The organism is Ensifer adhaerens, assembly GCF_020035535.1.
GTDB lineage: Bacteria > Pseudomonadota > Alphaproteobacteria > Rhizobiales > Rhizobiaceae > Ensifer.
In genome coordinates this window covers 1,691,697-1,718,436 of sequence record NZ_CP083349.1, presented here as the reverse complement: position 1 = coordinate 1,718,436, position 26,740 = coordinate 1,691,697, and the positions used below count along the sequence as shown (strand labels likewise).

Annotated in this window: 24 protein-coding genes; 9 read left to right on the top strand and 15 right to left on the bottom strand. The window is 62.9% G+C overall.

Annotation, left to right across the window (positions count from 1 at the left end; all coding sequences use genetic code 11):
* Nucleotides 1-24 precede the first annotated feature (24 nt).
* Both LAC81_RS08445 and LAC81_RS08440 read right to left on the bottom strand, forming a co-directional pair.
* Nucleotides 25-2,559 carry a putative bifunctional diguanylate cyclase/phosphodiesterase gene (locus LAC81_RS08445; protein WP_223727461.1) on the bottom strand — a complete coding sequence of 845 codons (2,535 nt, stop codon included), beginning with the start codon at nucleotides 2,557-2,559 and terminating at the stop codon, nucleotides 25-27.
* 201 nt (nucleotides 2,560-2,760) lie between these two features.
* Nucleotides 2,761-3,315, bottom strand: a complete 555-nt coding sequence (locus tag LAC81_RS08440; RefSeq protein ID WP_223727790.1) for an RBBP9/YdeN family alpha/beta hydrolase — start codon at nucleotides 3,313-3,315, stop codon at nucleotides 2,761-2,763.
* 261 nt (nucleotides 3,316-3,576) lie between these two features.
* Between LAC81_RS08440 and LAC81_RS08435 the strand changes: the two genes are divergently transcribed.
* On the top strand, nucleotides 3,577-4,392 hold the full coding sequence (locus LAC81_RS08435; protein ID WP_113540032.1) for a DUF2189 domain-containing protein: 816 nt from the start codon (nucleotides 3,577-3,579) through the stop codon (nucleotides 4,390-4,392).
* A gap of 111 nt (nucleotides 4,393-4,503) precedes the next feature.
* Here LAC81_RS08435 and LAC81_RS08430 read toward each other — a convergent pair whose 3' ends face one another.
* The 7 genes from LAC81_RS08430 to LAC81_RS08400 form a co-directional block, all read right to left on the bottom strand.
* Nucleotides 4,504-4,809: a PilZ domain-containing protein gene (locus tag LAC81_RS08430; protein ID WP_113540031.1), complete on the bottom strand. Its 306-nt coding sequence runs from the start codon at nucleotides 4,807-4,809 to the stop codon at nucleotides 4,504-4,506.
* 154 nt (nucleotides 4,810-4,963) lie between these two features.
* Entirely contained in the window at nucleotides 4,964-6,265 is a 1,302-nt protein-coding gene (purB, locus tag LAC81_RS08425; protein WP_223727460.1) for an adenylosuccinate lyase, read from the bottom strand.
* A 62-nt stretch (nucleotides 6,266-6,327) separates the two neighbouring features.
* Nucleotides 6,328-6,885 (bottom strand): hypothetical protein, encoded by a 558-nt coding sequence (locus tag LAC81_RS08420; RefSeq protein WP_419195810.1) that lies wholly within the window; start codon nucleotides 6,883-6,885, stop codon nucleotides 6,328-6,330.
* Nucleotides 6,882-7,625 (bottom strand): DUF2259 domain-containing protein, encoded by a 744-nt coding sequence (locus LAC81_RS08415; protein WP_223727459.1) that lies wholly within the window; start codon nucleotides 7,623-7,625, stop codon nucleotides 6,882-6,884. The genes LAC81_RS08420 and LAC81_RS08415 overlap by 4 nt, the downstream gene beginning before the upstream one ends.
* A complete protein-coding gene (gene rpe / locus LAC81_RS08410) occupies nucleotides 7,622-8,299 on the bottom strand; it encodes a ribulose-phosphate 3-epimerase (RefSeq protein ID WP_223727458.1) in 678 nt (225 codons plus the stop codon). Before rpe ends, LAC81_RS08415 begins: the two co-directional genes overlap by 4 nt.
* Nucleotides 8,300-8,432: 133 nt before the next feature.
* A complete protein-coding gene (locus tag LAC81_RS08405) occupies nucleotides 8,433-9,440 on the bottom strand; it encodes a P1 family peptidase (protein WP_223727457.1) in 1,008 nt (335 codons plus the stop codon).
* Nucleotides 9,437-10,525: a branched-chain amino acid ABC transporter substrate-binding protein gene (locus LAC81_RS08400; protein WP_223727456.1), complete on the bottom strand. Its 1,089-nt coding sequence runs from the start codon at nucleotides 10,523-10,525 to the stop codon at nucleotides 9,437-9,439. The genes LAC81_RS08405 and LAC81_RS08400 overlap by 4 nt, the downstream gene beginning before the upstream one ends.
* Nucleotides 10,526-10,852: 327 nt before the next feature.
* On the opposite strand from LAC81_RS08400, the gene LAC81_RS08395 reads away from it, so the two are divergent.
* The 7 genes from LAC81_RS08395 (at nucleotide 10,853) to LAC81_RS08365 (ending at nucleotide 16,619) form a co-directional block, all read left to right on the top strand.
* The gene (locus LAC81_RS08395; RefSeq protein WP_113540134.1) at nucleotides 10,853-11,302 is read left to right on the top strand and encodes a flavin reductase family protein; all 450 of its coding nucleotides are present in this window, start codon (nucleotides 10,853-10,855) and stop codon (nucleotides 11,300-11,302) included.
* A gap of 127 nt (nucleotides 11,303-11,429) precedes the next feature.
* Nucleotides 11,430-12,359 (top strand): AAA family ATPase, encoded by a 930-nt coding sequence (locus tag LAC81_RS08390; RefSeq protein WP_223727455.1) that lies wholly within the window; start codon nucleotides 11,430-11,432, stop codon nucleotides 12,357-12,359.
* A 2-nt stretch (nucleotides 12,360-12,361) separates the two neighbouring features.
* The gene (locus tag LAC81_RS08385; RefSeq protein ID WP_223727454.1) at nucleotides 12,362-13,618 is read left to right on the top strand and encodes a vWA domain-containing protein; all 1,257 of its coding nucleotides are present in this window, start codon (nucleotides 12,362-12,364) and stop codon (nucleotides 13,616-13,618) included.
* 23 nt (nucleotides 13,619-13,641) lie between these two features.
* Complete coding sequence (locus LAC81_RS08380; protein ID WP_223727453.1) at nucleotides 13,642-13,974, top strand: XdhC family protein; 333 nt, start codon at nucleotides 13,642-13,644, stop codon at nucleotides 13,972-13,974.
* 2 nt (nucleotides 13,975-13,976) lie between these two features.
* A complete protein-coding gene (locus LAC81_RS08375) occupies nucleotides 13,977-14,684 on the top strand; it encodes an XdhC family protein (protein ID WP_113540024.1) in 708 nt (235 codons plus the stop codon).
* Nucleotides 14,681-16,297 carry an NTP transferase domain-containing protein gene (locus tag LAC81_RS08370; protein WP_223727452.1) on the top strand — a complete coding sequence of 539 codons (1,617 nt, stop codon included), beginning with the start codon at nucleotides 14,681-14,683 and terminating at the stop codon, nucleotides 16,295-16,297. Before LAC81_RS08375 ends, LAC81_RS08370 begins: the two co-directional genes overlap by 4 nt.
* A gap of 4 nt (nucleotides 16,298-16,301) precedes the next feature.
* Complete coding sequence (locus LAC81_RS08365; RefSeq protein WP_113540022.1) at nucleotides 16,302-16,619, top strand: TfoX/Sxy family protein; 318 nt, start codon at nucleotides 16,302-16,304, stop codon at nucleotides 16,617-16,619.
* A gap of 109 nt (nucleotides 16,620-16,728) precedes the next feature.
* Here LAC81_RS08365 and LAC81_RS08360 read toward each other — a convergent pair whose 3' ends face one another.
* From LAC81_RS08360 to LAC81_RS08340, 5 genes are all read right to left on the bottom strand, one after another.
* On the bottom strand, nucleotides 16,729-17,148 hold the full coding sequence (locus LAC81_RS08360; protein ID WP_223727451.1) for an NUDIX domain-containing protein: 420 nt from the start codon (nucleotides 17,146-17,148) through the stop codon (nucleotides 16,729-16,731).
* A gap of 8 nt (nucleotides 17,149-17,156) precedes the next feature.
* Nucleotides 17,157-18,665: a DEAD/DEAH box helicase gene (locus LAC81_RS08355; RefSeq protein ID WP_113540020.1), complete on the bottom strand. Its 1,509-nt coding sequence runs from the start codon at nucleotides 18,663-18,665 to the stop codon at nucleotides 17,157-17,159.
* Nucleotides 18,666-18,865: 200 nt separating this feature from the next.
* Nucleotides 18,866-20,197 carry a M23 family metallopeptidase gene (locus LAC81_RS08350; protein WP_223727450.1) on the bottom strand — a complete coding sequence of 444 codons (1,332 nt, stop codon included), beginning with the start codon at nucleotides 20,195-20,197 and terminating at the stop codon, nucleotides 18,866-18,868.
* 103 nt (nucleotides 20,198-20,300) lie between these two features.
* On the bottom strand, nucleotides 20,301-21,128 hold the full coding sequence (locus LAC81_RS08345) for a ferritin-like domain-containing protein (RefSeq protein ID WP_223727449.1): 828 nt from the start codon (nucleotides 21,126-21,128) through the stop codon (nucleotides 20,301-20,303).
* A gap of 8 nt (nucleotides 21,129-21,136) precedes the next feature.
* Entirely contained in the window at nucleotides 21,137-21,604 is a 468-nt protein-coding gene (locus tag LAC81_RS08340) for a peroxiredoxin (RefSeq protein WP_223727448.1), read from the bottom strand.
* Nucleotides 21,605-22,019: 415 nt separating this feature from the next.
* Between LAC81_RS08340 and LAC81_RS08335 the strand changes: the two genes are divergently transcribed.
* The gene (locus tag LAC81_RS08335) at nucleotides 22,020-25,412 is read left to right on the top strand and encodes a DUF3971 domain-containing protein (RefSeq protein ID WP_223727447.1); all 3,393 of its coding nucleotides are present in this window, start codon (nucleotides 22,020-22,022) and stop codon (nucleotides 25,410-25,412) included.
* Nucleotides 25,413-25,462: 50 nt separating this feature from the next.
* Here LAC81_RS08335 and tyrS read toward each other — a convergent pair whose 3' ends face one another.
* Nucleotides 25,463-26,716, bottom strand: a complete 1,254-nt coding sequence (gene tyrS / locus LAC81_RS08330; RefSeq protein WP_223727446.1) for a tyrosine--tRNA ligase — start codon at nucleotides 26,714-26,716, stop codon at nucleotides 25,463-25,465.
* Nucleotides 26,717-26,740: the final 24 nt, after the last annotated feature.

The window sequence follows — 26,740 nt, the reverse complement described above, 5'->3', positions numbered from 1 at the left end:
GCCCGGCCTCACGGCCGGGCGTTTCTATTTGTCGACGCTGCCGAAGACCGGCTTCCATCCGTGCAGCAGGCGGCGCTCGAGTTCCAGGCGGTCCATCGGGCGGGCCAAGGCATAGCCCTGAAGCACGTCGCAGCCGAGCTCGCGCAGCATCGCCGCATGCTCCCAGGTTTCGACGCCTTCGCCGACAACCTGAATGTTGAGCGAATGACCGATGTCGATGATCGCGCGGACCAGCTTGGCCTGTTTCGCGCTTTCCGTGATCGGCCCGACAAGCGCCCGATCGATCTTCAGCCGCGCCGGATTGAGGTTGAGCAGGCCGATGATGGAGGCGTGGCCGGTGCCGAAGTCGTCGATCTCCACCTCGATACCAAGCGCGTCGAGGGCCGAGATCGTCTCGGCGATTTCATCTTCCGGGTCATCGAGAAAGATGGATTCGAGCAACTCGAACGAGAGGACCCCCGGCGGGATCTGCAGATCGCGCAGGTCTGCAATCAAGCCCGGATCACGCAGGCGCGGCGACGACATATTGACCGAGATCTTGGGAATTCCGAAGCCGGACTGCTGCCAGGATTGAAAGTCGGCATAGGCGAGCTCCACCACCTTCCGGTCGATCGCCGGCAGCACGTTGATCTCCTCGGCGACCTTCAGGAAATGGAAGGGGGCAAGCACACCGCGCTCGGGATGGTTCCAGCGAACCAGAGCCTCGACACCGGTGATCTCCAGCGAATGCGCATCGAATTGCGGCTGATAGTAAACCGTGAACTGGCCTTCCTCGATCGCCTGGCGAATGTCGTCACCGATGCGCTTGGCGTTGAGGATCTGTGTCTGGATCTGTTCGGAGAAGACTTCGACGCGGTCCCGGCCAAGGCTCTTTGCCCGGTAGAGCGCGATGTCGGCATTCATCAGCAACTGCTTCGCATCGAAATCGTCGTGCCCCTTCCAGGCGATGCCGATGCTTGCGCCCAGACGGCAGAGCTGACCTTCATGGGGGATGGGGCGGCGGAAGGCGTGGACGATGCGCTCGGCAAGCTCGGAGAGTTGCGGCAGGCTGCGACCACGCCGGCAGAGAATGACGAATTCATCGCCGCCGATACGGGCAATGAAATCGTCGTGGCGGGCATGCGCGCGCAAGATGGCGGCCGCGTGGGTCAGCATGGCGTCACCGGCCTGGTGACCGAGCGTGTCGTTGATCTGCTTGAAGCGATCGAGATCGATATGCAGGATGGCGTTGACCGCTACGTTCTCCGCCAGCATTTGGTCAAGGTAGCGCCGGTTGGGCAGGTCCGTCAGGTAGTCGTGCAGGGCGTTGTACTCGATCCTGATCCGTGCCTGCTCGAGCTCGCGGTTGCGCGCCTCGGCGGAAGCCTGGGCCTGGCGCAAATCCTCTTGCAAGGCGATGTCTTCGGTGACATCCCAGTTGGCGCCGATAAGCTTTCGTGTTCCCAGGTGGTCGATATAGGTCGCGGCATTGGAGCGTATATGACGGATGGACCCGTCCGGCCGCACGATCCGAAAGGCGTTGCTGTAGGGCTTCCCGGAGGCGATGCCTTCGTTGGTCCGGGCAATGACCTTCTCGCGGTCGTCGGGATGGAGCGTGTTTTCCCAGGTCTCGGAGCTTGGTGGCCCGTCGCTCGGGTCGAGGCCGTAGATCTCGAACATGCGCTCGTCCCAGTCGTCCCTAAGGGCGTCAAGGTTGAAGTCGAAGACGCCAATCTTCGAAACGCCGAGAGCAAGCCGCAGCCGGCGAGAGACCTCTTCGAGTCGCGCCTCTGCCTCCTTGCGGGCAGTGATATCCGTATCGGTCCCGATGATGCGACTGGGTCTGCCATCCGGCCAATAGGCAACGGACGCCCCACGGCTCTCGATCCAGATCCAATGTCCGTCCGCATGGCGCTCGCGATATTCGAAAGCGTTGAATACAGCCTCGCCGGAATCCTGCCGTTCGATTGCGGCACGCACATGGGCGTGGTCGTCCGGGTGGACGTTCTGGATCCATGTCTCAAGACTGCCGTCGACCACGGCGTCATCGGACAGGCCGCGAAGCCGTCTCCAGGTGGCTGAATAGAAGAGGTCCCCAGTTTCGAAATCGTGGTCCCAAACCCCCTCAAGTGCACTATCGAGCGCGTATTTCCAGCGGGTTTCGTCGTTGCGCAGTCCCGCGATTTCAGCGACGAGCTCATGCACGGGGAGCAGCAGCAGGAGAAAGGCATCCTCGCCGGCGAAATGCACGGGAGACCAGGAGGCAAGCATCGGCAGCGGCCCGGAGAGGCTTTCGAAGCGAAGCGTCGTGGACCGAGTCGTTGCCGGCGGCAACCTGTTCCCCGCCGGCAAAAGGAGCCTGTCCTCATCCAGCACGAGATCTGCGAGAAGGGCCTTTCGCAGCGAAGCGGGCGTCCTTTGCAACAGTTCGCCGGCACGTGCGTTGGTCGTTATGATCCGTCCCAGATCATTGGCAATGATTGCCCCGGCCGGCAAGCGCTCGAGGGCGGCCTGCGTGAGAACATCCGAGTTCGCCGGCGCGCCGCGCGCGCCTTTGGTGAGACCTTCGTTGACGGCCACTTATCCCATGTCCAGCGTTGCGACCACGGTTCCTGAGGCTGAGAGCCGGAAATCTGGCTGCAAATCGAGATTCGACAGCGCTCGAAGCCCTCTGGAGGGCGAGTCACGCTGCCATGCCGGCCGATGATGACCGGGGACAATGAACGTCGGATTAATAGGAGCGGGCAGGATTGCCAGGGCGTCGACCAGCCCGTCGATGCATCAGGGCTTCAGGCGGCTCAGGAACTGGGCGAACACCATCGTCCCTTCCGGCCAGGGGCCATGGCCGGATTCAGTGTTGATGTGGCCGGATTCGCCTGCATCGACGAGCAGCGAACCCCATGCATTGGCGATATCGTCTGCATGTTCGTAGGAGCCGAAAGGATCGTTGCGGCTTGCAACCATCAGCGACGGGAACGGCAGGGGATCACGCGGATAGGGGCCGAACGTCATCAGGTGCTTCGGACGGACCGTCGGATTGGCCACATCCGGAGGTGCGACGAGGAACGCGCCGGCAATTGGCTTGTTGAAATGGGGCAGGGCGTGCACCGCAGTCGCGACGCCAAGCGAATGTGCGACGATGACGACCGGCTTTTCAGCTGCGTTGACCTCTTCGACCATGCGCGCCACCCAATCCTCGCGCACGGGCTTTGCCCACTCTGCCTGCTCGACGCGGCGTGCGGTGGACATCTTGCGCTCCCAACGGGTCTGCCAGTGCTCCGGTCCGGAGTTGGTGTAACCAGGAACGATTAGGATATGGGCGTCGGATACCTTCATGATGGCCGCGATGTGGCGCTGAACGCGGCCGAAGTCAAGGCCTGCGGCGCCGCGCATCATTCAAGGCGCGCCCAGGTGGCCGCAGCACCGCGAAGTGCCGCATGGCTCGCTCCCTAAAATCGGCGCCGATCTCCGGAAACATGCGGCAGGCGACAGCGGCTGCATTTTCTGTATAATCGACATGACGGTCGCGGTTGGTGCGACTTGGTTTCGTCGCATTGCTGTTCCGTGGCCGCTCTGGTTCGTTGAGGAGTGTGAGCCATGACAACATTCCATGTTCTGTCGGGGGCGGACGCGAGTGTCGCCCACCCCGGGATAAAGAAGATTGGCGTCTCGGACGTCTTCGACGCCTTGCGTCTCGGCTTCGAGGATTTTCGCGAAAAGCCGTCGCATTACGTCTTCCTTTGCCTGATCTACCCGATTGCCGGCGCCGTGCTGATCACCTGGAGCGCGGGCGCAAACATGCTGCCGTTGCTCTACCCACTGGTCTCGGGCTTCGCCCTGATCGGCCCGGTTGCTGCGATTGGCCTTTACGAAGTCAGTCGACGGCGTGAACTCGGCATGGACTATTCATGGCCGCATGCACTTCGCCTGCATCGCTCCCCGGCCTTGCCGTCGATCATGGCTGTTGCTGCCATGCTGTTCGCGGTCTTCATCGTCTGGCTGCTGGTCGCCCAGGCACTCTATGTGCAGATCTTCGGAGCCGAACCGCCGGATTCGATCGCGGCCTTCTGGAACGGGATCATCAGCACGGAACAGGGTTGGAACCTGATCCTCGTCGGCAACGCAGTCGGCTTCGTCTTCGCCGTCATCGTATTGTCGACGACGGTCGTGTCCTTCCCGTTGCTGATCGATCGGGACGTCGGCGCGGTTGCAGCGGTCGAGACATCGATCCGCGCTACCCTCGTCAATCCGGTACCGGTCGCGCTCTGGGGCTTCATCATTGCTGCCGGCCTCGTAATAGGCTCGATCCCGGTCTTTGTCGGTCTCGCCGTCATCATGCCGATCTTCGGCCACGCCACATGGCATCTCTATCGCAAGATGGTGGAGCCAGGTCCGCGCGCCCGTTCACGGTAATTGCCGGCAACCGCTTCGCAGCGAAAGCCGACGCACCCGCTCAACGCAAAAAGCGCCGCAGTTCAATCGACTTGCGGCGCTTTGCAGCGGGAGCGATGGCCGGCTCCCGGTCTAGCGGAAGTGCTTGTAATAGGAGGAAATCTGCGCCGCCGTATTGGAGGACAGATTGAGCTTGATGCCGATCTTGTCGCCGCGGTACCAGCGGACCATGCCGGTCAGGAAGCCGAGTTCCTCGCTCCTGATCGTTACTTCCTGCCCGGTCTTGGCGCCGATGTCGAAGAGCAGCTGAAAGCAAATGCCCTCGGCCGAAAGGTCCTTGACGATGCCGTTGCTGGAGCCGGACTTGACGGTCACCGTTCCAGTGATTTTCGTTTGCGTGCGCTGGGTCGCCCGCTCGACACTGTCCTTGTAGGTCATGTGATCCTCAGAAACCTTAGTTGACAGGTCCTGATCGTTGCACGCAATGATTGAACATCCACCTAACAAAAATGCCCGCATTTGAGCGATGTGCGCCAAATGCGGGCATATTCATATGGTGCAACGCGGACTCGTGGCCCGCGGACGGTCAGGCTCAGCCGAAGACGCGCTTGAAAATCGTATCGACGTGCTTGGTGTGGTAGCCGAGATCGAACTTCTCGCGGATGTCCTCTTCAGAAAGCGCCGCACGGACTTCCGTGTCGGCCAGCAGTTCCTCGAAGAAGTCCTTGCCCTGTTCCCAGACCTTCATGGCGTTGCGCTGCACGAGGCGGTAGGCGTCCTCACGCGACACGCCGGCCTGGGTCAGCGCCAGCAGCACGCGCTGCGAGTGAACGAGACCACGAAACTTGTTCATGTTCTTGGTCATGTTTTCGGGATAGACGAGCAGCTTGTCGATCACGCCCGTCAGGCGAGCGAGCGCGAAGTCGAGCGTCACCGTCGCATCCGGGCCGATCATGCGCTCGACGGAGGAGTGCGAGATGTCGCGCTCATGCCAGAGGGCAACGTTTTCCATCGCCGGGATCGAGAAGGCGCGGACCATGCGGGCGAGACCCGTCAGGTTCTCGGTCAGGACCGGGTTACGCTTGTGCGGCATTGCCGACGAACCCTTCTGGCCCGGCGAGAAATACTCTTCGGCTTCGAGCACTTCGGTGCGCTGCAGGTGGCGGATTTCCGTCGCCAGGCGCTCGATCGACGACGCGATGACGCCGAGGGTCGCGAAGTACATGGCGTGACGGTCGCGCGGGATGACCTGGGTCGAAACCGGTTCCGGCTTCAGGCCGAGCGCCTTGGCAACGTGTTCTTCGACGCGCGGGTCGATGTTGGCGAAGGTGCCGACGGCGCCGGAGATCGCGCAGGTGGCGACTTCTTCGCGTGCAGCCAGCAGGCGCTGCTTGCAGCGGTCAAACTCGGCATAGGCAAGCGCCAGCTTGACGCCGAAGGTGGTCGGCTCGGCATGGATGCCATGCGAGCGGCCGATCGTCACCGAGTCCTTGTGTTCAAAAGCGCGGCGCTTCAGAGCTTCGAGCAGCTTGTCGAGGTCGGCGAGCAGCAGGTCGGTCGCGCGCACGAGCTGGACGTTGAAGCAGGTGTCGAGCACGTCGGACGAGGTCATACCCTGGTGGATGAAGCGGCTGTCAGGGCCGACGAATTCGGCAAGATGCGTCAGGAAGGCGATGACGTCATGCTTGGTGACGGCCTCGATCTCGTCGATGCGCGCGACGTCGAAGGTGGCAGCGCCACCCTTTTCCCAGATGGTGCGGGCCGCATCCTTCGGGATCACGCCGATTTCGGCAAGCGCATCGCAGGCATGGGCCTCGATCTCGAACCAAATGCGGAACTTGGTTTCCGGCGACCAGATGGCCACCATTTCCGGCCGGGAGTAACGCGGGATCATGGGCTTTAGCTTTCGTCGTCAGTGGAGGATGGCCGTGCCTCTAGCAAAGATAGCCGTGAAGCTCAACGACATTGGCGTCGGCCGCTTGCCAGCCACAGGCTGACGGCGACCAGTATAACACCGCCAACCGGCAGATAGAGGCGAAGACCGAGAGCCAGGAACTGATAGAACGCGACGAGCGAGGTGAAGGCGAACTGGAAGAACCATGTCCGCGTGCCGAAGGGTGCGTGCCATCGGGCGTAGAATTGGCGATAGTCGAGGGCATAGAGCATCGCCGTCATCGCGATTGTGCCGAGCGACAGGAAAAAGAGGTAGGCCGCAAGACGCGTCTCGGGCCGACGCCCGAGCGCCGCAAAGCGAGCCAGGAACAGCGATGGCGGCCACGCCAGAAGCGCACCGAAGCCGAAGATCAAAAGCAGTTCGGTGAGATGAAACGTGAGTGCACGTTCGCGGAGCCAGAGGCTATACCAGGCCGACAGCGCCATTGCGCCGCCCCAGAGCGGCGCACCGACGACGAGCTCGCGCATCGTCGGGATGGATCGGGTAAGCCGGCTTCGAGGCAGGGCGCCTTCCGGCGCCGGATCTGCCTTCGCCTCGACGCCGGCCGCCGTGTCGTTCATTTCGCGATCCGGGTGGGGATCGCGATCCAACGCCCATCGGTCGTGCCTTCGAAGCCGAGCGACTTGACGAGAACCATGATGACATGGGTTTCCGAGCCATCGTCATTCCGGTGGGTGATGGCGCCGCCGACCTGATAACCGGTCGGGCAGCGGCGGCTCTCCGGTAGGCGACTATCGTTCTGCAACACGTCTGTCGTCGGCTTTCCGGCCTTCATCGTCATCGACAGACGAAAGCCTTTGACCTCCTTGAGGAAGTCCTTGCAGATACCTTCCGGCTCGAAAGTTTTCTCTTCGAGCGTCACCGAATAGGTCTCGCGGAACCCTTCGTCGGCGGCAAAGGAATCGTAGGTCAGCGCCAGCGGCTTGGCGTTCGCCTCGGTGATCGGATTGAAGGCGGCAAGCAGCCCTGGCGCATCGGCCAGGCGATAGGCGTCGATCAGCGGCGCGGCGCGGCGGCGTGCCTCGTGGCGCGGCTTGGAGAGCGGGGTGCCATCCTCGCGACCGACGGCTCGCACCGGAGCGCCGGGAAGGAAACTGTCATCGCGTGTATCGATCACGTAGATCGTCGAATAGGGAAAGCCGGAGCCATCCTGAACGCCGTATTCCTCGAAGGCGAAGACATTGCCGTCGGCCGAAAAGCCGATCGGCTGGAGCGCGGCATAGTCGCCGGCGAAGGTTGGCGATGCGGCTGCTACGGCAGCCACGAAAAGCACGCCGGGTAGTGCCGCGCGTGCCTTCATCGATAGGCCTTCTCGGCAGGCGTGCGGATCGCTTCGATCGCCGCCCGATAGGCTTCGACGGAGCCGCCCTTGAAAATCGCCGAACCGGCGACGAGCACGTTGGCGCCGGCACCGCTGGCAACGGCGGCCGTGTCGGGCGCAATGCCGCCATCGACTTCGATCTCGATCGGACGATCACCGATCATCGCCTTGATGCGACGGATCTTCTCAGCCGTGGCATCGATGAACTTCTGCCCGCCAAAGCCCGGGTTTACCGTCATGACCAGGATGAGATCGACCTCATCGAGCACGTATTCGATGGCGCTTTCCGGTGTTGCCGGGTTGAGCGAAACGCCTGCCTTCTTGCCGAGAGACCGGACCGTCTGCAGCGAACGGTGGAGGTGCGGACCGGCTTCCGCATGCACAGTCAGGATATCGCAGCCCGCCTTGGCGAAGGCTTCGAGGAACGGGTCCGCCGGCGAAATCATCAGATGGCAATCGAAGGTCGCGTCCGTGTAGCGGCGCAGCGACTTGATCACATCGGGGCCGAAGGTGATGTTCGGCACGAAATGACCATCCATGACGTCGAGATGGATCCAGTCGGCGCCGGCATCGACGACGTCGCGGACTTCCTGTCCGAGCTTGGAGAAATCGGCCGCCAGGATCGACGGGGCAATGCGAATGGGGTGGCTCATGGCGCGCTCCGGCTAGATACTCTGCATGTCGCTATCGCAAAACCGCTCAGCATTTTTGCGCGATATGCTCTCATTTTCGCCGGGAATAGCACCGCCGAGGCCGGCAAACAACATGCCGACGATCAAAGCTGCGTCAGGCGCTTTCAGACCAGGAGCGCATGAGGTCGTTTTCCGCAGGCGTCGCATCGTGAACGCCCCGGGCGATGGCGCGTGCCATGGTCGACGCCGCCACGGCGCCAAGGTCGATGAAATCCTCCACCGTCGGGTTCTTGCCGCTGGCGCCGGTCGCAAGCGCGAAGATCAGATCGCCGTCGAGCGGGGTGTGCGCCGGCCAGAGCCCACGGGAAAAACCGTCATGGGCGGCGATCGCCAAGCGCTTCGCCTCGGCCTTGGTCAACACCGCATCCGTCGCGATCACCGCGATCGTCGTGTTCGCAGCCGCAGACTGCCGGCCGCGGAACTTGATCCGGAGATCGGCAGCGTCGGCGGGCAGGGGATGCGGCAGGCCGAGGGCACCGAACTCGCCATTCAGTTCGAAGGGTGCCGACCAGAAATGCCGGCCATCGCCAACGGTCGCCGAACCGAGCGCGTTGACGGCGACCAGCGCACCTATGGTGATGCCGCTTGGCAAAACGGTCGATGCCGAGCCGAGGCCGCCCTTGAAGGTCGCGGTCAAAGCACCGGTGCCGGCACCTGCAGTTCCGGTCGCAAACGACGGGCCGGCGCGGCGAACCGCTTCGAAGCCGAGTTCGCGGTAGGGCGGGTAGCGTCCCCAGTCTTTGTCACCGCCATTGATGAGGTCGAACAGGATGGCGGTGGGCACGATCGGGATCCGGTGCGGACCAACGGCAAAGCCGCGGCCCATTTCCCTGAGCGCCGCCTGGGCGCCGGATGCAGCATCGAGGCCAAAGGCCGAACCGCCGGAAAGCACCAGGCCGTCCACGGTTTGCACCGTGTTGTGCGGATCGAGCAGATCGGTTTCGCGCGTGCCGGGCGCGCCGCCCAGCACCTGAACCGCGGCCGTTGCCGGCGGATCGCAGACGATGGCGGTGACGCCGGACTTCAGCCGGTGATCCTCGGCATTGCCGACCGTCAGGCCAGCAACGTCGGTAATCAGGTTCAGCGGTCCGGTGCGCATCATTGGGCGGTTCCTTCAGCGGGCGCCGGCACGAAGCGGCCGCCTTGCCACTGCATCAGGTGATAGGGATTGTCGGCGCGCTCGTGCTGCGCATTGAAGGCGATGGGGCCGAGCACCGTCGGGTAGGGTCCCTTTGCGAAGGCGTCGAGAAGCGGCTTGTCGTCCTTCTCCGCCTGGTCCTTGGCCTGCTCGAGCAGCGAGACGGCGGCAAAGGCCGACAGAACGTAACCATCCGGCTCGGTTCCCGCGGCGCGCAAGGCGTCCGCAACCGGCTTGCCCTCGGGCGACTGGGATGCCTCGGGCAGGGTGACCGCCAAAACGCCATCGGCCAGCGGCACGGTGAGATCGGCAGCATTGAGCGCATCGCCGCCGAGAAGCGTCAGGCTCGCACCTTCGCCTTGGGCATCGCGCGCAATGACCGCCGTGTCCTGTCGATCGCCGCCGGTGAAGACATGGGTTGCGCCGCTCTTCACCAGTCGCCGCACCAGGCTGACCTGCTGCTCCTGGGCGGGTCGATAGGTGTCGGTGAAGACCGGTGTCAGGCCGATCTCGCCCAGAGCGGAACGCACGCTCTCGACCAGTTCCCGGCTGTGGATGGTTCCATCGTCGATCAATGCGATCGGCTTGTCTTTCCACCGCTGAACGATCGTGTCGACAATGCCCGCGGCCTCGGCGTTACCGCTCGGCGCAAGTCGGAAGAGCGGCCACTTCTTCTTCAGCGCATCCTCCATCAGGATATCGGAGCGCACGCTCAGCGTAATGGCAGGAATGCCTGCTTCGGCAAGCGCCGGAAGTGTCGCGTCCAGGCTTTCGGTGCAGAGGAAGCCGATCGCCGCCTCGGCGCTGGCCGCAAGCAGCGCCTTCGTCAGCGCTTCGTTGCCGGCGACACTGCAGGTCTCCGGAATGACGACGATCTCGCTGCCGCGGTCGCCCGCCTGGAATGCGGCGCCATCGATGATCTGCTTGCCGAGAAGTGCAAACGGGCCCTCGACCGGGGCGACGACGGCCACCTTGATGCCGGCTGCCGCGGCGGGTGCGGCCTGTACCAGTCCGGCCACGACGAGGCTGGCGACGATCGATCGAAGCATTCACTTTCTCCGCTGCCGCTTGTTCCGGATCGGGTGCGATCCGAACTGCGGCGAGCCAAACATTGCCTGATCCGTTGCCGGATGCGACGGGCGCGCGGCACGGTAGTGGCCGCATGTTTTAAGGATGTGCCCCGCGGCGTCAAAGGAAAAGATGTGCGTTCTGGCGCAGATGACACGATCCGCGTCGCGGCCATGTCGCAGAACTGCAAGATTCTCCTCGCAGCGGGTTTCATATTTCCCGGTACTGTCTATGTATGTGACTGACTTCGCTCGGAGAAAGAAGTGTTGAACAAGACCCGGCTGGACCCCATCAGTTACCGTGACGCAATGAGTCGCCTGGCCGGTCACGTGCAGATCATCACCGTGGCCGATGGTACCGAACGGCGTGGTGTCACCGTCACGGCATCCTGCTCCGTGTCCGATAGTCCGCCGACGGTTCTGGCCTGCCTGAACGGCGCCAATCCGCGCAACGAGATCTTCACGCGCAGCGACAGTTTTGCGCTCAATCTGCTGGGCGACGAGCATCGCGCGATGGCACACGCCTTTTCCGGTCGCGATCAACTCGACATGGATCTGCGCTTTGCCCTTGGCCAGTGGACCAAACTGACGACGGGCTCTCCGATCCTTACCAACGCGATCGCCTCGTTCGATTGCCGTCTTATCGAGGTGAAGACGATTGCCACGCACCTGGTACTCTTCGGCGAGGTCGTCGACGTCTCCCTCGGACCGGCGCGACCGCCGCTCATTTATGTGGACCGCGGATACCACTCGCTATAAGTTTTAGGTGGCGAGATCGCGTGTTCCGGCGGACATGAGAACATTGCCATAAGCCTTTGAGTTGGCAGAGAGAATTCATTCGCTTGCCAATATCAAAACGATCGATTCGAGCCGTGGCGGAGGAGACATGGCGACACAGGCGACGACTGGCCTGCCGCAGTCCATCGAGGAGACGATGGCGCTGCTCACGGCGCATGACTATCTCGCAGGAACGGCGTTGGCGACGGTGCTGTTCCTGGCGCTCCGGATGAAGCGTCCGCTTTTTCTCGAGGGCGAGGCAGGCGTCGGCAAGACCGAGATCGCCAAGGTTCTGTCCAAGGCGCTCGATCGGCCGCTGATCCGGCTGCAGTGCTATGAAGGTCTCGACGTCGCCTCTGCCGTCTACGAATGGAACTATCCGGCGCAAATGCTGGAAATCCGGCTTTCGGAAGCGGCCGGCAAGGTCGATCGGAAACGGGTCGAAAGCGACATCTTTTCCGAACGGTTCCTGATCCGCCGTCCGGTTCTACAGGCAATTTCTTCCAATTCGGGCCGCGCGCCCGTTTTCCTCATCGACGAGCTCGACCGGACAGATGAAGCCTTCGAGGCATTCCTGCTCGAAGTTCTGTCCGATTTCCAGGTGACCATTCCGGAACTTGGTACGATCCGGGCGGACGAACCCCCTGTTGTCATCATCACCACGAACCGCACCCGCGAGATCCATGACGCGCTCAAGCGCCGCTGTCTCTATCATTGGGTCGATTACCCCAAGGCCGCGCAGGAGCTGGAAATCATCCGCCGCAAGGTTCCCGGCTGCAACGCGACGCTGTCGCGCGAAGTCATCGCCTATGTGCAGCGACTGCGGACGATCGATCTTTTCAAGAACCCGGGCGTTGCAGAGACGATCGACTGGGCAACGGCGCTGACCGAGCTCGACCGGCTGGCGCTCGATCCGGAAACGATCGCCGACACGCTTGGAACGCTGCTCAAGTATCAGGACGACATCGCCAGGATCGAGGGCGCCGAGGGGCGCAAGCTGCTCGCCGAAGTCAAGGCGGAACTGCTGGCGGCGGGCTGAAGATGGAGGAGCGGGGCGAGCGCAGCGATAGTGCCATTCTCCCGCCGGCAGGCGAAGGTGACGGGCGCCTTGCCGACAACATCGTCTTTTTCGCGCGCGCCCTGCGTCGCGCCGGCATCAAGATCGGACCTGGCGCCATCGCCGACGCCATCGATGCGGTGGCGCTGATCGGGATCGGCGGGCGCGAAGCGTTTTACGCGACGCTGCAATGCGTCTTCGTCAAGCGCCACGAGGACCTGCCGGTTTTCGACGAAGCTTTCCGTCTGTTCTGGCGGTCGCGCGGTCTCGTCGAGAAGATGATCGCGATGATGTCGCCGCTGGCGCCGGAGCGCGAGAGCGAGCGCCAGCAACGCCGGGCCGGCGAGACACGCGTCAGCGACGCGCTGCTGTCCGGGCACGAGGCAGATCGTCCCGCACGCGAGGAACCCGAGATCGATATCGACGCACGCTTCACGGTTTCGGGCCGCGAATTGCTGCGACGGGCCGATTTCGCGCAGATGAGCGCTGCCGAACTCGCCGAGGCGAAGCGCGCTCTTTCCGCGCTGACGCTGCCATTGGATCGCGTCGTCACCCGCCGCTTCCGTCCATCGAAGAGGCAGATCCGCATCGACCCGCGCGCCACGATGCGAGATGCCATGCGTTTCGGCGGGGAACTGATCCTGCCGCGCTTCCGGGAGCGGCGTGTTGTGTATCCCCCGCTCGTCGTGCTTGCCGATATCTCCGGCTCGATGAGCCAGTACACCCGCATCTTCCTGCATTTCCTGCATGCGCTGACCGAGGAACGGCGGCGCGTCCATACCTTCCTCTTTGGCACGCGGCTCACCAATGTCTCCCGACAGTTGCGCAATCGCGATCCGGATGCGGCGATCGACGACTGTGTCGCCGCGGTGAAGGATTGGTCCGGCGGTACGCGCATTGGCGAAACGCTGCATGAGTTCAACAGACGCTGGTCGCGGCGCGTCCTCGGGCAGGGCGCGATCGTGCTGATGATCACCGATGGCCTGGAGCGTGACGACGTGGGCGATCTCGAGATCGAAATCGACCGGCTGCACCGGTCCTGCCGCCGGCTGATCTGGCTCAATCCGCTGCTGCGCTTCGACGGCTTCGAAGCCCGAGCGCGCGGTGTCAGAGCGATGCTGCCGCATGTTGACGAATTCCGGGCGGTGCACAATCTTGAATCGATTGGGGAACTGGTGAAGGCGCTTTCCGGGCAGGGCTCCCGGCAGGCGGACCCGAGGCGCTTCCTGGGTTCACGGTAATCGTCCGATGGGAGGGTGGCGACATGCTGGCAGTTGCAAATGTTCTGGATCCGCTCGACATCGCCGAAACCTGGATGAAGGAGGGGCGAAAGGTGGCGATCGCCACCGTGATCGAGATCTGGGGATCGGCCCCGCGCCCGGTCGGCAGCCATCTGGTGATCGACGGCGAAGGGAATTTTCAGGGCTCGGTTTCCGGCGGTTGCGTCGAAGGCGCCGTCATTGCCGAAGCGGCGGACGTGATCGCTTCGGGCGCGCCGAGGATCCTTGATTTCGGCGTTGCCGACGAAACCGCCTGGCGCGTGGGACTTTCCTGTGGCGGCAGGATCCGCGTCTACGTTGAACGGGTCGAAGGCTAGCTATGGAACGAACGATCCTAGTAGCACTCAATGCGGCGCGCTCGGCGCGTCGGGCCGCCGTCACTCTCAGTGCCCTCGCCGGCGGCGGCAACCAGGTCTATCTTGAAGGCGACGACTGTCCGGACGTCTGGCGCGTTCCGGTCGCTCGCGCCCTGCAATCCGGCAAAGCCGGGATCGTGGAAACGGAGCAGGGCTCCTTCTTTCTCAATGTCTATCTGCCGCCGCCGCGCATTCTCGTCATCGGCGCCGTTCATATTTCGCAGGCTCTGGCCAAACTGGCTCCCGTCGCCGGCTTCGACATGACGATCATCGATCCGCGCACCGCCTTCGCAACGCCGGAGCGCTTCGCCGGGGTCGAGCTTATCGCCGAATGGCCCGAGGATGCCCTGAAAGTGAGGGCGCTCGATCGCTTCACCGCGCTCGTCGCCGTCACACATGACCCGAAGATCGACGACGAACCGATCCGCGCCGCGCTTGCAGCGGGCTGTTTCTACGTCGGTGCGCTCGGCAGCCGGAAAACCCACGCGACGCGGGTCGAGCGGTTGCGGCAGGCAGGTGTCTTCGAGGGTGACATCGCCCGCATTCGCGCACCAATCGGCCTTGATATTGGGGCGGCAACTCCGGCAGAGATTGCCGTCGCAATCCTCGCCGAGATCATCGATTCACTCCGCCGCCGTGATACCGGCCAGGTCCAAGGAGCGATCGCGTGAGGTTCGGACCGGTCAGGACAAGCGAAGCGGACGGCGCCATACTGGCGCATTCGGTCAAGCTGAATGAAGCCCGGCTGCCGAAAGGCCACCGGCTTTCGCCGACCGACGTCACCGCCCTGATCGCCTGCGGCACACTGGAGGTGGTCGTTGCCCGCCTGGAGCCCGGTGACCTCATGGAAGACGAGGCCGCGACGCGCATTGCAGAGGCCATAGCGCCCGATCACCTGCGTTTCTCCCAGGCAGCCACCGGGCGGGTGAACGTCTACTCTCGCGTTGCCGGTCTCTTCGTCGCGACACGCCGGACCGTCGACCAGTTGAATCGCATCGATCCGGCGATCACGCTCGCTTGCCTTGCCGACCACGTGCCCGTGCAGGCCGGCGACATGGTCGCGACCATCAAGATCATTCCGCTCGCAGTGTCTGCTCCGTTCGTCGAGGAAGCACAGAATCTGCTGAGAGACCACACTGCGTTTGAAGTGAAACCCTTTTCCGCGCGCCGTGCGGCGCTAATAGCAACTCAGTTGCCAACATTGAAGCCGCAAGTGATGGACAAGACGAAAGCCATCCTGACAGCGCGGCTCAGACAATCGGGAAGTGAGCTTCTGACGGAGCGACGGGTTGCGCACACGGAAGGCGCGGTCGCTGCGGCAATCAATGAGCTGCAGGCGGATCATGATCTGCTGGTGGTCTTCGGAGCGTCTGCGGTCGCCGATCCGGACGATGTGATTCCCGCAGCCGTCCGTCACGCAGGCGGCGTCGTAGACCATGTCGGCATGCCCGTCGATCCCGGCAATCTGCTTGTTCTTGGCCGTGTCGGCGCGACACCTGTCATCGGCGCGCCCGGATGCGCCCGCAGCCCGCGCGAAAATGGCTTCGACTGGATCCTTGATCGTATCCTTGCCGGCGAATGGCCGAGCTTCGACGATATTACCGGGCTGGGCGTCGGTGGCCTGCTGGGCGAAATCCCAACCCGGCCGCAGCCACGCGAAAAAGCAACGGCGTTACCGTCTGGACAGGTCGAGATTGTGGTTCTCGCCGCCGGCCGTGCCAGCCGGATGGGCACGGATGGCGGACACAAATTGCTTGCAACCTTTGACGGCGTGCCGCTGGTCCGCCGCAGCGTCGAAGCCGCAATTACCGCTGCGCCCGGCAGGGTGGTCGTGGTCACCGGTCACCGCGAGGCCGATATCCGCGCCGCGCTGGAGAACCTGCCGGCGAAGCTGGTCTCCAATCCCGATTACCTGTCCGGCATGGCGTCGTCGCTGACCACCGGGCTATCCGCAGTCAGCGATCAGGCCAGCGGCATTTTGGTGATGCTCGCCGATATGCCGGGCGTTACCGGCAGCGATCTACGCAAGCTGCTTGATCGCTTTACTGCCGAAAACGGCCGCGCCGTCATTCGGGCAACCGCCGAGGGGCAACGGGGCAATCCGGTCATCCTGCCGCAACAGACCTTTTCCGCCGTCCGTCAATTGGTTGGAGACGTCGGCGCAAGACACATCATCGAGAAATGCGGCCTGCCGGTCATCGACGTCGAGCTTGGCTCGGCGGCACGACTCGATCTCGACACGCCCGAGCAGATCGTCGCTGCCGGCGGTATCCTGGAGGAATGAACGCGTGGACAATGCTGCCATCGAAGAGATGTTCGAGACGCTGGGGCCGGTGACTATCAAGCGGATGTTCGGCGGCAAGGGTGTCTATTGCCAGGGCATTATCTTCGCGCTCGAAGTGGACGGAGAAATCCTCTTGAAGGGTGATGAGCAGACGGCTCCGACCTTCGAGGCGGCTGGCTCAAGGCAATGGGCCTATGACGGCAAAGGCAAACCGGTAAAGATGCCCTATTGGAGCATCCCGGACGATGCGTTTGACGATCCCGACGAAATGGCGCGCTGGGTGCGGCTTGCCTATGAGGCAGCGTTGCGATCGAAAAAATAGCCCGATCGACCACCTCGGCGGATGCGACCCGCGTCGGCCGCGTCACTGGTCGTCGATCGAAGGAATAGGATCGCAGATGCGTGTAGTCGCACGGCCGCCAGTCGCGCGCCTAGTGCTCCAACTTCCGTAGCGCTGCGACCGCGTCAGCCGCAAAGCGTGATAGCGGCTGGGGCAGGGCATCGAGATCGAACCAGCCGAGCGCAGACAGCTTGTGGGGCTCCGTGAGTTCAGGTTCGCCGGCAAAGTCCTGGGACACGTAGATCATGGAGATCCAGTGCTGACGGTCGGCCTCGATCACCTGTTCGCTGAGGCAGAGGAATTCGCTCGAACGGATCTGGAGGCCGCTTTCCTCTTCGGCCTCGCGCCGCGCAGCGGCTTCCGAGCGTTCCATATGGTCGACCTTGCCGCCCACGATGTTCCAGTGCTCGGCTTCAGGCGCGTTCACGCGCTTGTAAAGCAGGATCTTGCCATCGCGCACGATCGCAAGTCCGCAGCCGAAGCCCGGAAAATCGATGCCCGGCAGGCCCATAGGTTTAATCAGGCCTTGCCGGCAATCAGCATGAAGGCAGGGATTTCGTCGCCGAAGCCGACGGGCGTCGGGCCGTCATCATAGTCGCGGCGGTGACGGTTGCGGCGGTCACGATTGTCATCATTGGCCGGGTTCGATGCGCGCACCGGACGATCGGCGCGGTTATTCTGTCCCTGCTTGTTTTCTGCGCTGCGTGCCGGTTTCACCGATTCCGCCCTTTCCGCGACTGTTTCAATTTCGGCCTCACTATCGGCACGCACGGTATCGGATTTATGATCGGAACGGCCCTTCGAGGCACGATCCCCATCTTTTTTCCGGTCCTTGCGACCATCGCGGCCGCGATCACGGCGGCCGGTATCGTGGCTTTCCATCGGCTCAGGCAGATTGGAAAGGTCGCCGTTCAGCCATTCGACCTTCTGGCCGATCAGCTTTTCGATGGCATCGGAGAACTTCGTGTCGCGCTTCGTCACCAGCGTGAAGGAGGCGCCGGAGCGACCGGCACGGCCGGTACGGCCGATACGGTGCACGTAGTCTTCCGCATGAATCGGAACGTCGAAGTTGAAGACGTGGCTGACGTCAGGGATATCGAGACCGCGGGCAGCAACATCGGATGCTACGAGCAGTGTGATGTTGTTGTCCTTGAAGTTGGCCAACATCGTCATACGCGAGCGCTGGTCCATATCGCCATGCAGCGCGCCGACGGAGAAACCGTGGCGGTCAAGCGACCGGAAAAGGTCGGCGACATCCTTCTTGCGATTGCAGAAGATGATCGCGTTCTTCAGGTCGTCCTGGGCGCGAATCAGATCGCGCAGCACGGCGCGCTTCTCGTAATCCTTGGCGTGCGTCGCAACGAAGCGCTGCGTCACCGTCTGTGCCGTGGAGGCCGGGCGGGCGACTTCGACGCGCTCCGGGTTCTGCAGGAAGCGATCGGCGAGCTTCTGGATTTCCGGCGGCATGGTCGCCGAGAAAAACAGCGTCTGGCGCGTGAACGGGATCATCTTGGCGATACGCTCGATATCGGGAATGAAGCCCATGTCGAGCATGCGGTCGGCTTCATCGATGACGAGGATCTCGACGCCGGTCATCAAGAGCTTGCCGCGCTCGAAGTGATCGAGCAGACGGCCGGGCGTGCAGATCAGCACGTCGGCGCCACGCTCGAGCTTGCGATCCTGCTCATCGAACGACACGCCGCCGATCAGAAGCGCGATGTTGAGCTTGTGGTTCTTGCCGTACTTGTCGAAGTTCTCTGCGACCTGGGCGGCAAGCTCGCGCGTCGGCTCCAGGATCAGCGTGCGCGGCATGCGTGCGCGTGCGCGGCCCTTTTCGAGCAACGTCAGCATCGGCAGCACGAACGAAGCCGTCTTGCCCGTACCCGTCTGGGCGATACCCAGAATGTCACGACGCTGCAGCGCCGGCGGGATGGCGCCAGCCTGGATCGGGGTCGGGGTTGTGTAGCCCGCATCGGTGACAGCGGAGAGAACTTTTTGGCTCAGGCCAAGGTCAGCAAAATTGGTCAAAGGGAAATCTGTTTCCGTTCCGGTTCAATAGAACACTGATCGATCGATGGAAAACGCACGAGCACGTGGCCGCGCTCATAAGCTGAACGTCGCTGAAAGTCAAGAAATCCAGCACGTTGAAGCAGCAAAAGGTAAATAGTGGCGAATCTGTCGCATTTCTTGTCAAGCCGCGCAAGACCCGCTGACGGTTCAAACGACCGTCAATTCATGTAGGAGGCAAGCTTCCGGCTGGCATCGATGAACCGCATGGGATCCACCGCTCCGCCGTTCAGACGGATTTCATAGTGCAGGTGCGGCCCGGTGGAACGGCCCGTATTGCCGGACTTGGCGATGACTTCGCCTTCCTTAACCTGGTCACCGACCTTCACCAGGACGGCGGAGAGATGGGCGTATCGGCTCGACACGCCGTTGCCGTGATCGATTTCGACCATGTTTCCGTAGCCGCCGGTCAGGCCGGCATTCGTCACGGTACCAGGTGCTGCCGCGCGGATACGCGTGCCGACCGTCGCACGGAAGTCGATGCCGGCGTGCAGCGCCAGTCGACCGAGGAAAGGATCGAGACGGTTGCCGAAGTCACTGGTGATATCGCTCGCCGGAGATGGGTTGCCGAACGGCAGCGTGCGGACCTGCGCCCGTGTCTGCTCCAGCTCCAGGAGAGCGGTGTCCAGAGCGGCCAGCGAGCGGCCGAATTCGTCATCGGTTGCCGGCTCGACGAAAGGGCCGCCGATAGCGCTATCGGCGGCGTCCGAGGTCACGGCGGGGATCATTTCGGCGACGTCGCCGACCGGAAGGTCGACGCCGGTCCGGCCGACGATCGAGCGAATCGCATCCGATGTTTTTGCCGCGCCGTCGGTCAGCTGTTTCAGCCGCGTCATTTGTTCGAGCTCGACGTCCTTCAGCGACAGCGTCACTTTGGAGAAAATCCGATCGGCGCGATCAGATGTCGATTCGGCCGCGTCGGGGGCTACGTAGGCGAGGGGAGCGGGGCGGACGGTACCGGTGACCGAGGCAGTGTTCAGCCCCATCAGTTTCTCAATCGCCTTTACGCCGCCGCCGCTGGCGTCAGCTCGCTTCTCATAGGCAAGCGGTTCGATGGTCTGGGGTTCGTTGCTTTCCGTCGTCAGGCCCGAGCTTTCGGCCCTTTCGACCAGGGCTCCAAGCTTTCCGTTGCGCGAGGTCAGCGCCATCTGCTGGCGCAGCAGCTTCTCGACCTTTTCTTCCACCACCTGCTGGTCGAGGAGTTGCCGGCTGGTGACGCGATCGACCTGCGCCCTCAGCGCCGTGATTCGATCTTCGTATTCGTGCTGCATACGTGCCTGGCGGGCGATCGTCCCGCCGATGAGATCGTCGCGCAGGACCAGATAGGATGTGGCGGCGAGATAGCCGATGCTGCAGACGCCGGCAAAGGATACGGCCATTGCCGCCATCCACGGGCGAACCGTCATGTGGCGAACCTTGTCGCCACTCGCCAGTATCAGAACGTGATTTTCCTTACGTTTTCCGAAGGCACGATTTGCCGAACGTCCAGACACCCGTTCTCTCCCGCCATGTGCGCGTTGCCTCGCATCACCTGCGGATCATTACACTTCGTTAGGGTTAACAATTAGTAAGGACGATTGCAGGGGCGTGACGCGGCTATCGGTTGGTAGAGGCCGTCATCGAGCGATAGAAGGACGGTGTCAGCCCGGCCTCGGCGCGGGCAATATCGTTGAACGGCGCCTTCAGCGGCCCACGAAAATTGGCACGCACCAACGCCTGGAAGGTCGCTGCGGGATCCTTCCTCTCGCGGGCACAGAGAAAGCGAAACCATTTGGCACCGACGGCAACGTGGCCTTTCTCGTCTTCGTAGATCACATCCAGCACGGCCGCGCTCTCGAAGTCGCCGGATTCGCGCATCTTCGCCTGCAGCGCCGGCGTCACGTCGAGACCGCGCGCTTCGAGAATGAGCGGCACCACGGCAAGCCGCGCCGTCAGGTCGTTGCGGGTATCATGCGCCGCTTGCCAGAGCCCGTCATGGGCCGGCAAGTCGCCATAGTCGGCGCCAAGATCGTTCAGCCGTTGGCGAACCATGCGAAAATGCTTGGCCTCCTCGAAGGCGACACGCATCCAACCGTCGAAGAAAGAATTTGGCACCGGCTCCGTCGCAAAGCGGGCGACGATATCGAGCGCCAGATCGACGGCGTTCAGCTCGATATGGGCAATCGAGTGCAGCAAGGCGATGCGCCCCTTGAGGGACCCGAGCGACCGCCGCTTCACCTGTGTCGGCGGTGTCAGCACCGGCTTGTCTGGCCGCCCGGGGCGGACCGGAACGGGCCTGTCGAGCGGCGAGCGCAGCGACAGGGTGCGGCGCTGCCAGCGTCTTGCCGCTTCTTGCGCAAGCGCCGTCTTGACCTCGAGGTCCGCGGCACGAATCGCTTCGACGGCACCGCCCCGCAGGCTATGAAACACGGGCAATTCGGTCATGGGTTTCCTCAGAGGGCCTTTGCGGCGGCCAAGACCTCCTGGGCGTGACCGTCGACCTTCACCTTTTCCCAGACCCTGACGACGACGCCGTCGGCGCCGATCAGGAAGGTGCTGCGTTCGACGCCCATGTATTTGCGGCCGTACATCATCTTCTCAACCCAGACGCCATAGGCGGTCACTACCGCCTTTTCCTCGTCGGCGGCGAGTGTCACCGTGAGGTTGTGCTTCTTGGCGAAGCGATCGTGCTTTTTCACAGAATCGGGCGAAAGGCCGATCAGCACGATGCCGGCTGCCGCAAATTCTTCGGCAAGCTCGGAGAACGAGATCGCCTCCAGCGTGCAGGCCTGCGTGTCGTCCTTCGGGTAGAAGAACAGTACGACGGGTCGGCCGCGAAACGCGGACAGCGAGATCGTGCCGCCGCCATCGCGCGGCAGCGTGAAGTCGGGAGCGACATCTCCGGGAACGGGTCTTGCCATGATTAAACCTTCCTTCGGCCAAGTTTTCCAGACAATCCGACGCTATTGCACGTCTCCCTTGGTCGTCGCCGAGTCAAGGGTAAAAGATGCAATAACTCAAAGTTCTACAGCGACTTTCGCGCACCTTGGAAGGCACGCGGCGCTGTAGGGCATATCGAAATTCGTCGACCGCCGTCCAGCGCATTTGTGCTAGATTCGACAGGTTTCGGACGGCACGCGCCGCTACGAAACGTTGCAGTCGTTCGCTTAACGCGATTCCGGTTGCAGGTGGTGGCTGTCCACAGCATGGTCCCGCGTCTCATGGTGACTCTGCACGGCGACATGTGGTCTACAAGAAACGAGAAACCGCCGCCCGCAACGACTGACAAGTAGGGCGCGGCGAAGGGCTCGTATCGAACGGAGGACGTCCGCGCTGATGAGTGATATCCGCGGCGAAAAAGTCGGCTTTCGCAAGAAAGACATCGTCGCGTTGCATGCGTTGCCTTCGGCGCAGGCACACGATCCCATTATCGTGCACGCACCACGCAAGAGCGCGCCCCTGCGCCTCTGCGCCAAGATTGCCCTTTCCATTTCGCTGCTCGCCCTCATCTTAGGAGCGATCCTCGTGACCGTGATCGAAAGCGGCATGATGGACAGCACGCTGAACGCGCGTGCGCGGGCCGCCCTCAATTCGGCGCTCGGAAACGCCTATCACGCTGATGTCGGCAGCACGGTTGTCCGCATGACGGCAAGCGGCGCAATTGCGCTCAAGGCGCGCGAAGTGGAGCTCAGCGAGGCGACATCCGGGCAGCCCGTTGCGAAACTGCGCTCGATCTCGATCGCGCTCGACCCGCTGGCGCTGATGACCGGTCACATCGCCGTCTCGCGCCTCGAAGCGGAAGGCGGCGATTTCGATACCGGGCTCCTTCCTCGAGGCGAACCGCTCGATCTCACCAAGATCCGCATCGCCGATGTCGGCCAGGCACTTGAAGCCCTGTTCTCCCATGTCGACCGCATGTCGCAGATGGCGGCCGGACGCGGCGATCAGACCGTAACGCTCTCCGATTTCAGTTTTTCCGTCGTCGGCTCCCGCAACCGCGTCGTTCCGGTCGTCGCCTCCGCGCTCGAATTCAACCGCGATGCCAGCGGCTCCATGAGCGTGAAAGGCAGCGCCTCCGTCGATGGCGTCGAGGTCGATCTCACCGCCGACGCGCTCGGTCAGAAGGGGCACGTCACGGGTTTTGAGGCGGCGATCACCAACCTGCCGCTTGCGCCGTTCTTCTATCACGGCAAGTCCGGTGCGGAGCAGGCCTTCGGCATCGACGCAACGGCAGGGCTGACACTGAAGGCGACGCGGGCAGCGGGCGAAGCAAAGCCGGATCTGCGCGTGGCGGTGCGCACCTCCAAGGGGGCGTTCCATGCCGGCGGCCTCATCTCGACACTCAATCCATCACAGATGGACATCGCCTATGATTTCGAGCGCTCCTCGGTCGAGATTCTGCCGTCGGCCGTCAAGATCGGCCGTTCGACCTTTCCGTTCACCGGCGCGATCATCGACCTCGACAAGCTCTCGGGCGCGACGGAGAAGGGCTTCGCGATCGATCTTCTCCTGAAGAACGCCAGTTCGGCCCCGGAGGACGTCACCGAGCAACCGCTGATCTTTGATGCCAAGGCGAGCGGGCGGTTCACCTCGGACACCCACCGGCTGATCTTCGATCAACTCGCAGTCTCGAGTCCGCTCGGCTCGATGTACGGTTCGCTTTCGGTCGCCTTCGGCAAGACCTCGCCGCAGATCAGCTTTGCCGCCGTCAGCGATCGCATGGAGGCGAGGGCCGTCAAGCAGTTGTGGCCGTGGTGGCTCGCCAAGGGCGCCCGCCGCTGGGCAATCGGCAACCTCTTCGGCGGCATAGTCACCAATGCGCGCATCGAAGTGTCGGTTGCCGAGGGCCGGATTGCCAACAATGAGGGGGAGTTGAAGCTCAACGAGCAGGAGCTCAACATCAACTTCGACATCGACGACACGCGCATCAACATAACGGGCGAGATACCGCCGTTGCGCGACACATCCGGGAAATTCAAGCTGAGCGGACAGCGCATGACGGTCGACGTCGGGCGGGGCACTGCCTATTTTCCGTCGGGACGATCCGTGGCGCTCAATGGCGGCGACTTCATCCTTCCCGATGTCTACACCAAGCCGCTGATGGCGGAAATGAAGATCGAGGTGGGTGGCGAGGCCGATGCAATCGCCGAGCTCGTCAGCTACAAGCCGATCCAGGCGCTGCAAAAAACGAAGTTGTCGCCGGAGGATTTCAGTGGCCCCCTGACGGCTGTCGTCGGTGCGCGCTTCGGCCTGATCTCCGACCAGAAGCCGCCGAAGCCGCTCTACCAGGTGGAAATGCAGCTCGACAAGGTCAGCGTCAACAAGGCGCTCGAAGGGCGCCCTGTGACCGATCTGGTGGGGACGTTCCGCGTCGACAATCAGCAGGCAGTGCTGGACGCCGATGCGAAAATCGAAGGCGCAAAGGTCAAGGTCGCATTGACCGAGCCGGTCGATCCAAGTTCGACCGTGAAGCGCTCGCGCCATATCTCAGGCACGCTGGAAGACGGTGTCTGGCAAAAAATCACGTCGGGTCCCTCCAAGATCATCTCCGGACCGATCACGGTCGACGTCGCCATCGACGAGACCGGCAAGCAGAAGGTGAAGGTCGGCCTTACCAAGGCGGCATTGTCGCTGCCCTGGATCGGCTGGAGCAAGGGTGTCGGAATTCCGGCCGAGGCGCAGTTCACGTCGAGCATGGACGGCGATTTGGCCACAATCAGCGATTTCGCCGTTGCCGGCGACGGTTTCGGCGCGCGCGGCAACCTGCAGGTGAACGATAGCGGCCTCGTATCAGCCGATCTCAATAATGTCCGTCTGGCACAAGGTGACGACTTCAAGGTCTCGGTCGACCGCAGCAAGGGTGGCTACACGGCCACGCTCAGAGGCGCGGCTGCAGACATCAGGCCGATCCTCGCGCAGATGAAGGCGGGAAGCGACCAGAACCAGGGCGGCAGTGACGATATCACCGTCAAGGCCCAGCTCGATCGCATTACCGGCTTCAACGGCGAATCCCTGTCGAACGTGAACCTTGTCTATGCGGAACGCGGAAGCCAGATCGAGGACGTCAACCTTTCGGCCGTCACGGGTAGCGGTCAAGCACTCGTTGCCCGGATCGCCAAGGCCGGTGCCGACAACACGCTGGAATTGACGACAGGCGATGCCGGTGCGCTGGCGCGCTTTGCCGATATCTACCAGAACATGCGCGGCGGCCTGCTCAATCTCAAGCTGCGCGACCGCGGCGGCCGCTCTTGGCGGGGCAGCGTCGATATCCGCAAGTTCCAACTTGTCGGCGAACAGCGGCTGCAATCGATGGTGTCGACGCCAACGGGCGCAGATGGACGGAGCCTCAACCAGGCCGTCCGCCGCGACATCGACGTGAGTTCGGCCCGCTTCGAGCGCGGCTTCGCGCAGCTTGCGCTCGACCGCGGTGCGATCCGCGTCGATGGCGGCGTGCTCCGCGGGACCGATGTCGGCGCGACTTTCCAGGGAACGGTACGCGACGGCAACGGCATCATGGACATGACCGGCACCTTCATGCCGGCCTACGGCCTGAACCGCATTTTCGGCGAACTGCCATTGATCGGCGCATTGCTGGGCAATGGTCGTGACCGTGGCCTGCTCGGCATCACCTTCAAGCTCAACGGCCCCTTCAACCAGCCGAAGCTGACGATCAACCCCTTGTCGATCATCGCGCCGGGCGTCTTCCGCAGCATCTTCGAATTCCAATGAAAAAGGCCGGCGCTAGGCCGGCCTGTCGATCGTTGTTTGATGCGCCGACTTTAGGCCGGGCGCACCAGAATGTGCTTCTTCTTGCCGAGCGACAGCTTGACGACATTGTCGGCGGTCACGTCGCCGGTACCGATCAGCCGGCGCTCGTCGCTGACGGCCTCATCGTTGATCCTGATGGCACCGCCCTGGACGTGGCGACGAGCTTCGCCATTGGACGCAGCAAGACCGGCGCGTACGATCAGCGTCAGCAGGCCGAGGCCGGCTTCGAGATCTGCGGTCGGAATTTCGACCGAAGGCAGGTCGTCGGCAAGCGCGCCTTCCTCGAAGGTCTTGCGCGCGGTCTCGGCCGCCTGCTCGGCCGCCGGGCGGCCGTGAAGCATGGCGGTGATTTCCGTCGCGAGGATCTTCTTGACCTCGTTGATCTCCGAGCCACCGAGCTTCGAGAGACGCTCGATCTCCGCCATCGGCAGCGTCGTGTAGAGCTTCAGGAAGCGGGTGACGTCGGCATCCTCGGTGTTGCGCCAGTACTGCCAGAAGTCATAGGCCGACAGCATGTCCGGGTTGAGCCAGATAGCGCCGTTGACCGACTTGCCCATCTTGGCGCCCGACGACGTCGTCAGAAGCGGCGAGGTCAGCGCGTAGAGCTGCTTTGTCCCCATGCGGTGGCCGAGGTCGATGCCGTTGATGATGTTGCCCCACTGATCCGATCCGCCCATCTGCAGACGGCAGCCGGTGCGCTTGTGCAGCTCGACGAAGTCGTAGGCCTGCAGGATCATGTAGTTGAACTCGAGGAACGACAGCGACTGCTCGCGATCAAGCCGCGTCTTGACGCTGTCGAAGGACAGCATGCGGTTGACCGAGAAGTGGCGACCGACGTCGCGCAGGAATTCGAGGTAGTTGATGCCGAGCAGCCAGTCGGCGTTGTTGATCATCAACGCGTCCTTGGGGCCATCGCCGTAGGTCAGGTAGTTGGAGAACACCGTCTTGATGCTGGCAATGTTGGCGTCGATCGTCGCCGGCGTCATCAGCTGGCGCGCCTCGTCCTTGAAGGACGGATCGCCGACCATGCCGGTGCCGCCGCCCATCAGCGAGATCGGCTGATGCCCGGTTGCCTGCATCCAGTGCAGCATCATGATCTGAATGAGACCGCCGGCATGAAGGCTCGGTGCGGTCGGGTCGAAGCCGATATAGGCCGTCACGGTTTCCTTCCGGAACAGTTCATCCAGGCCCGACTCGTCGGAGATCTGGTGGATGAAGCCACGCTCGCTGAGGGTGTGAAGGAAATCGGACTTGAAACCGGACATGATCTGTCTCTCTTGCGGGGAAGT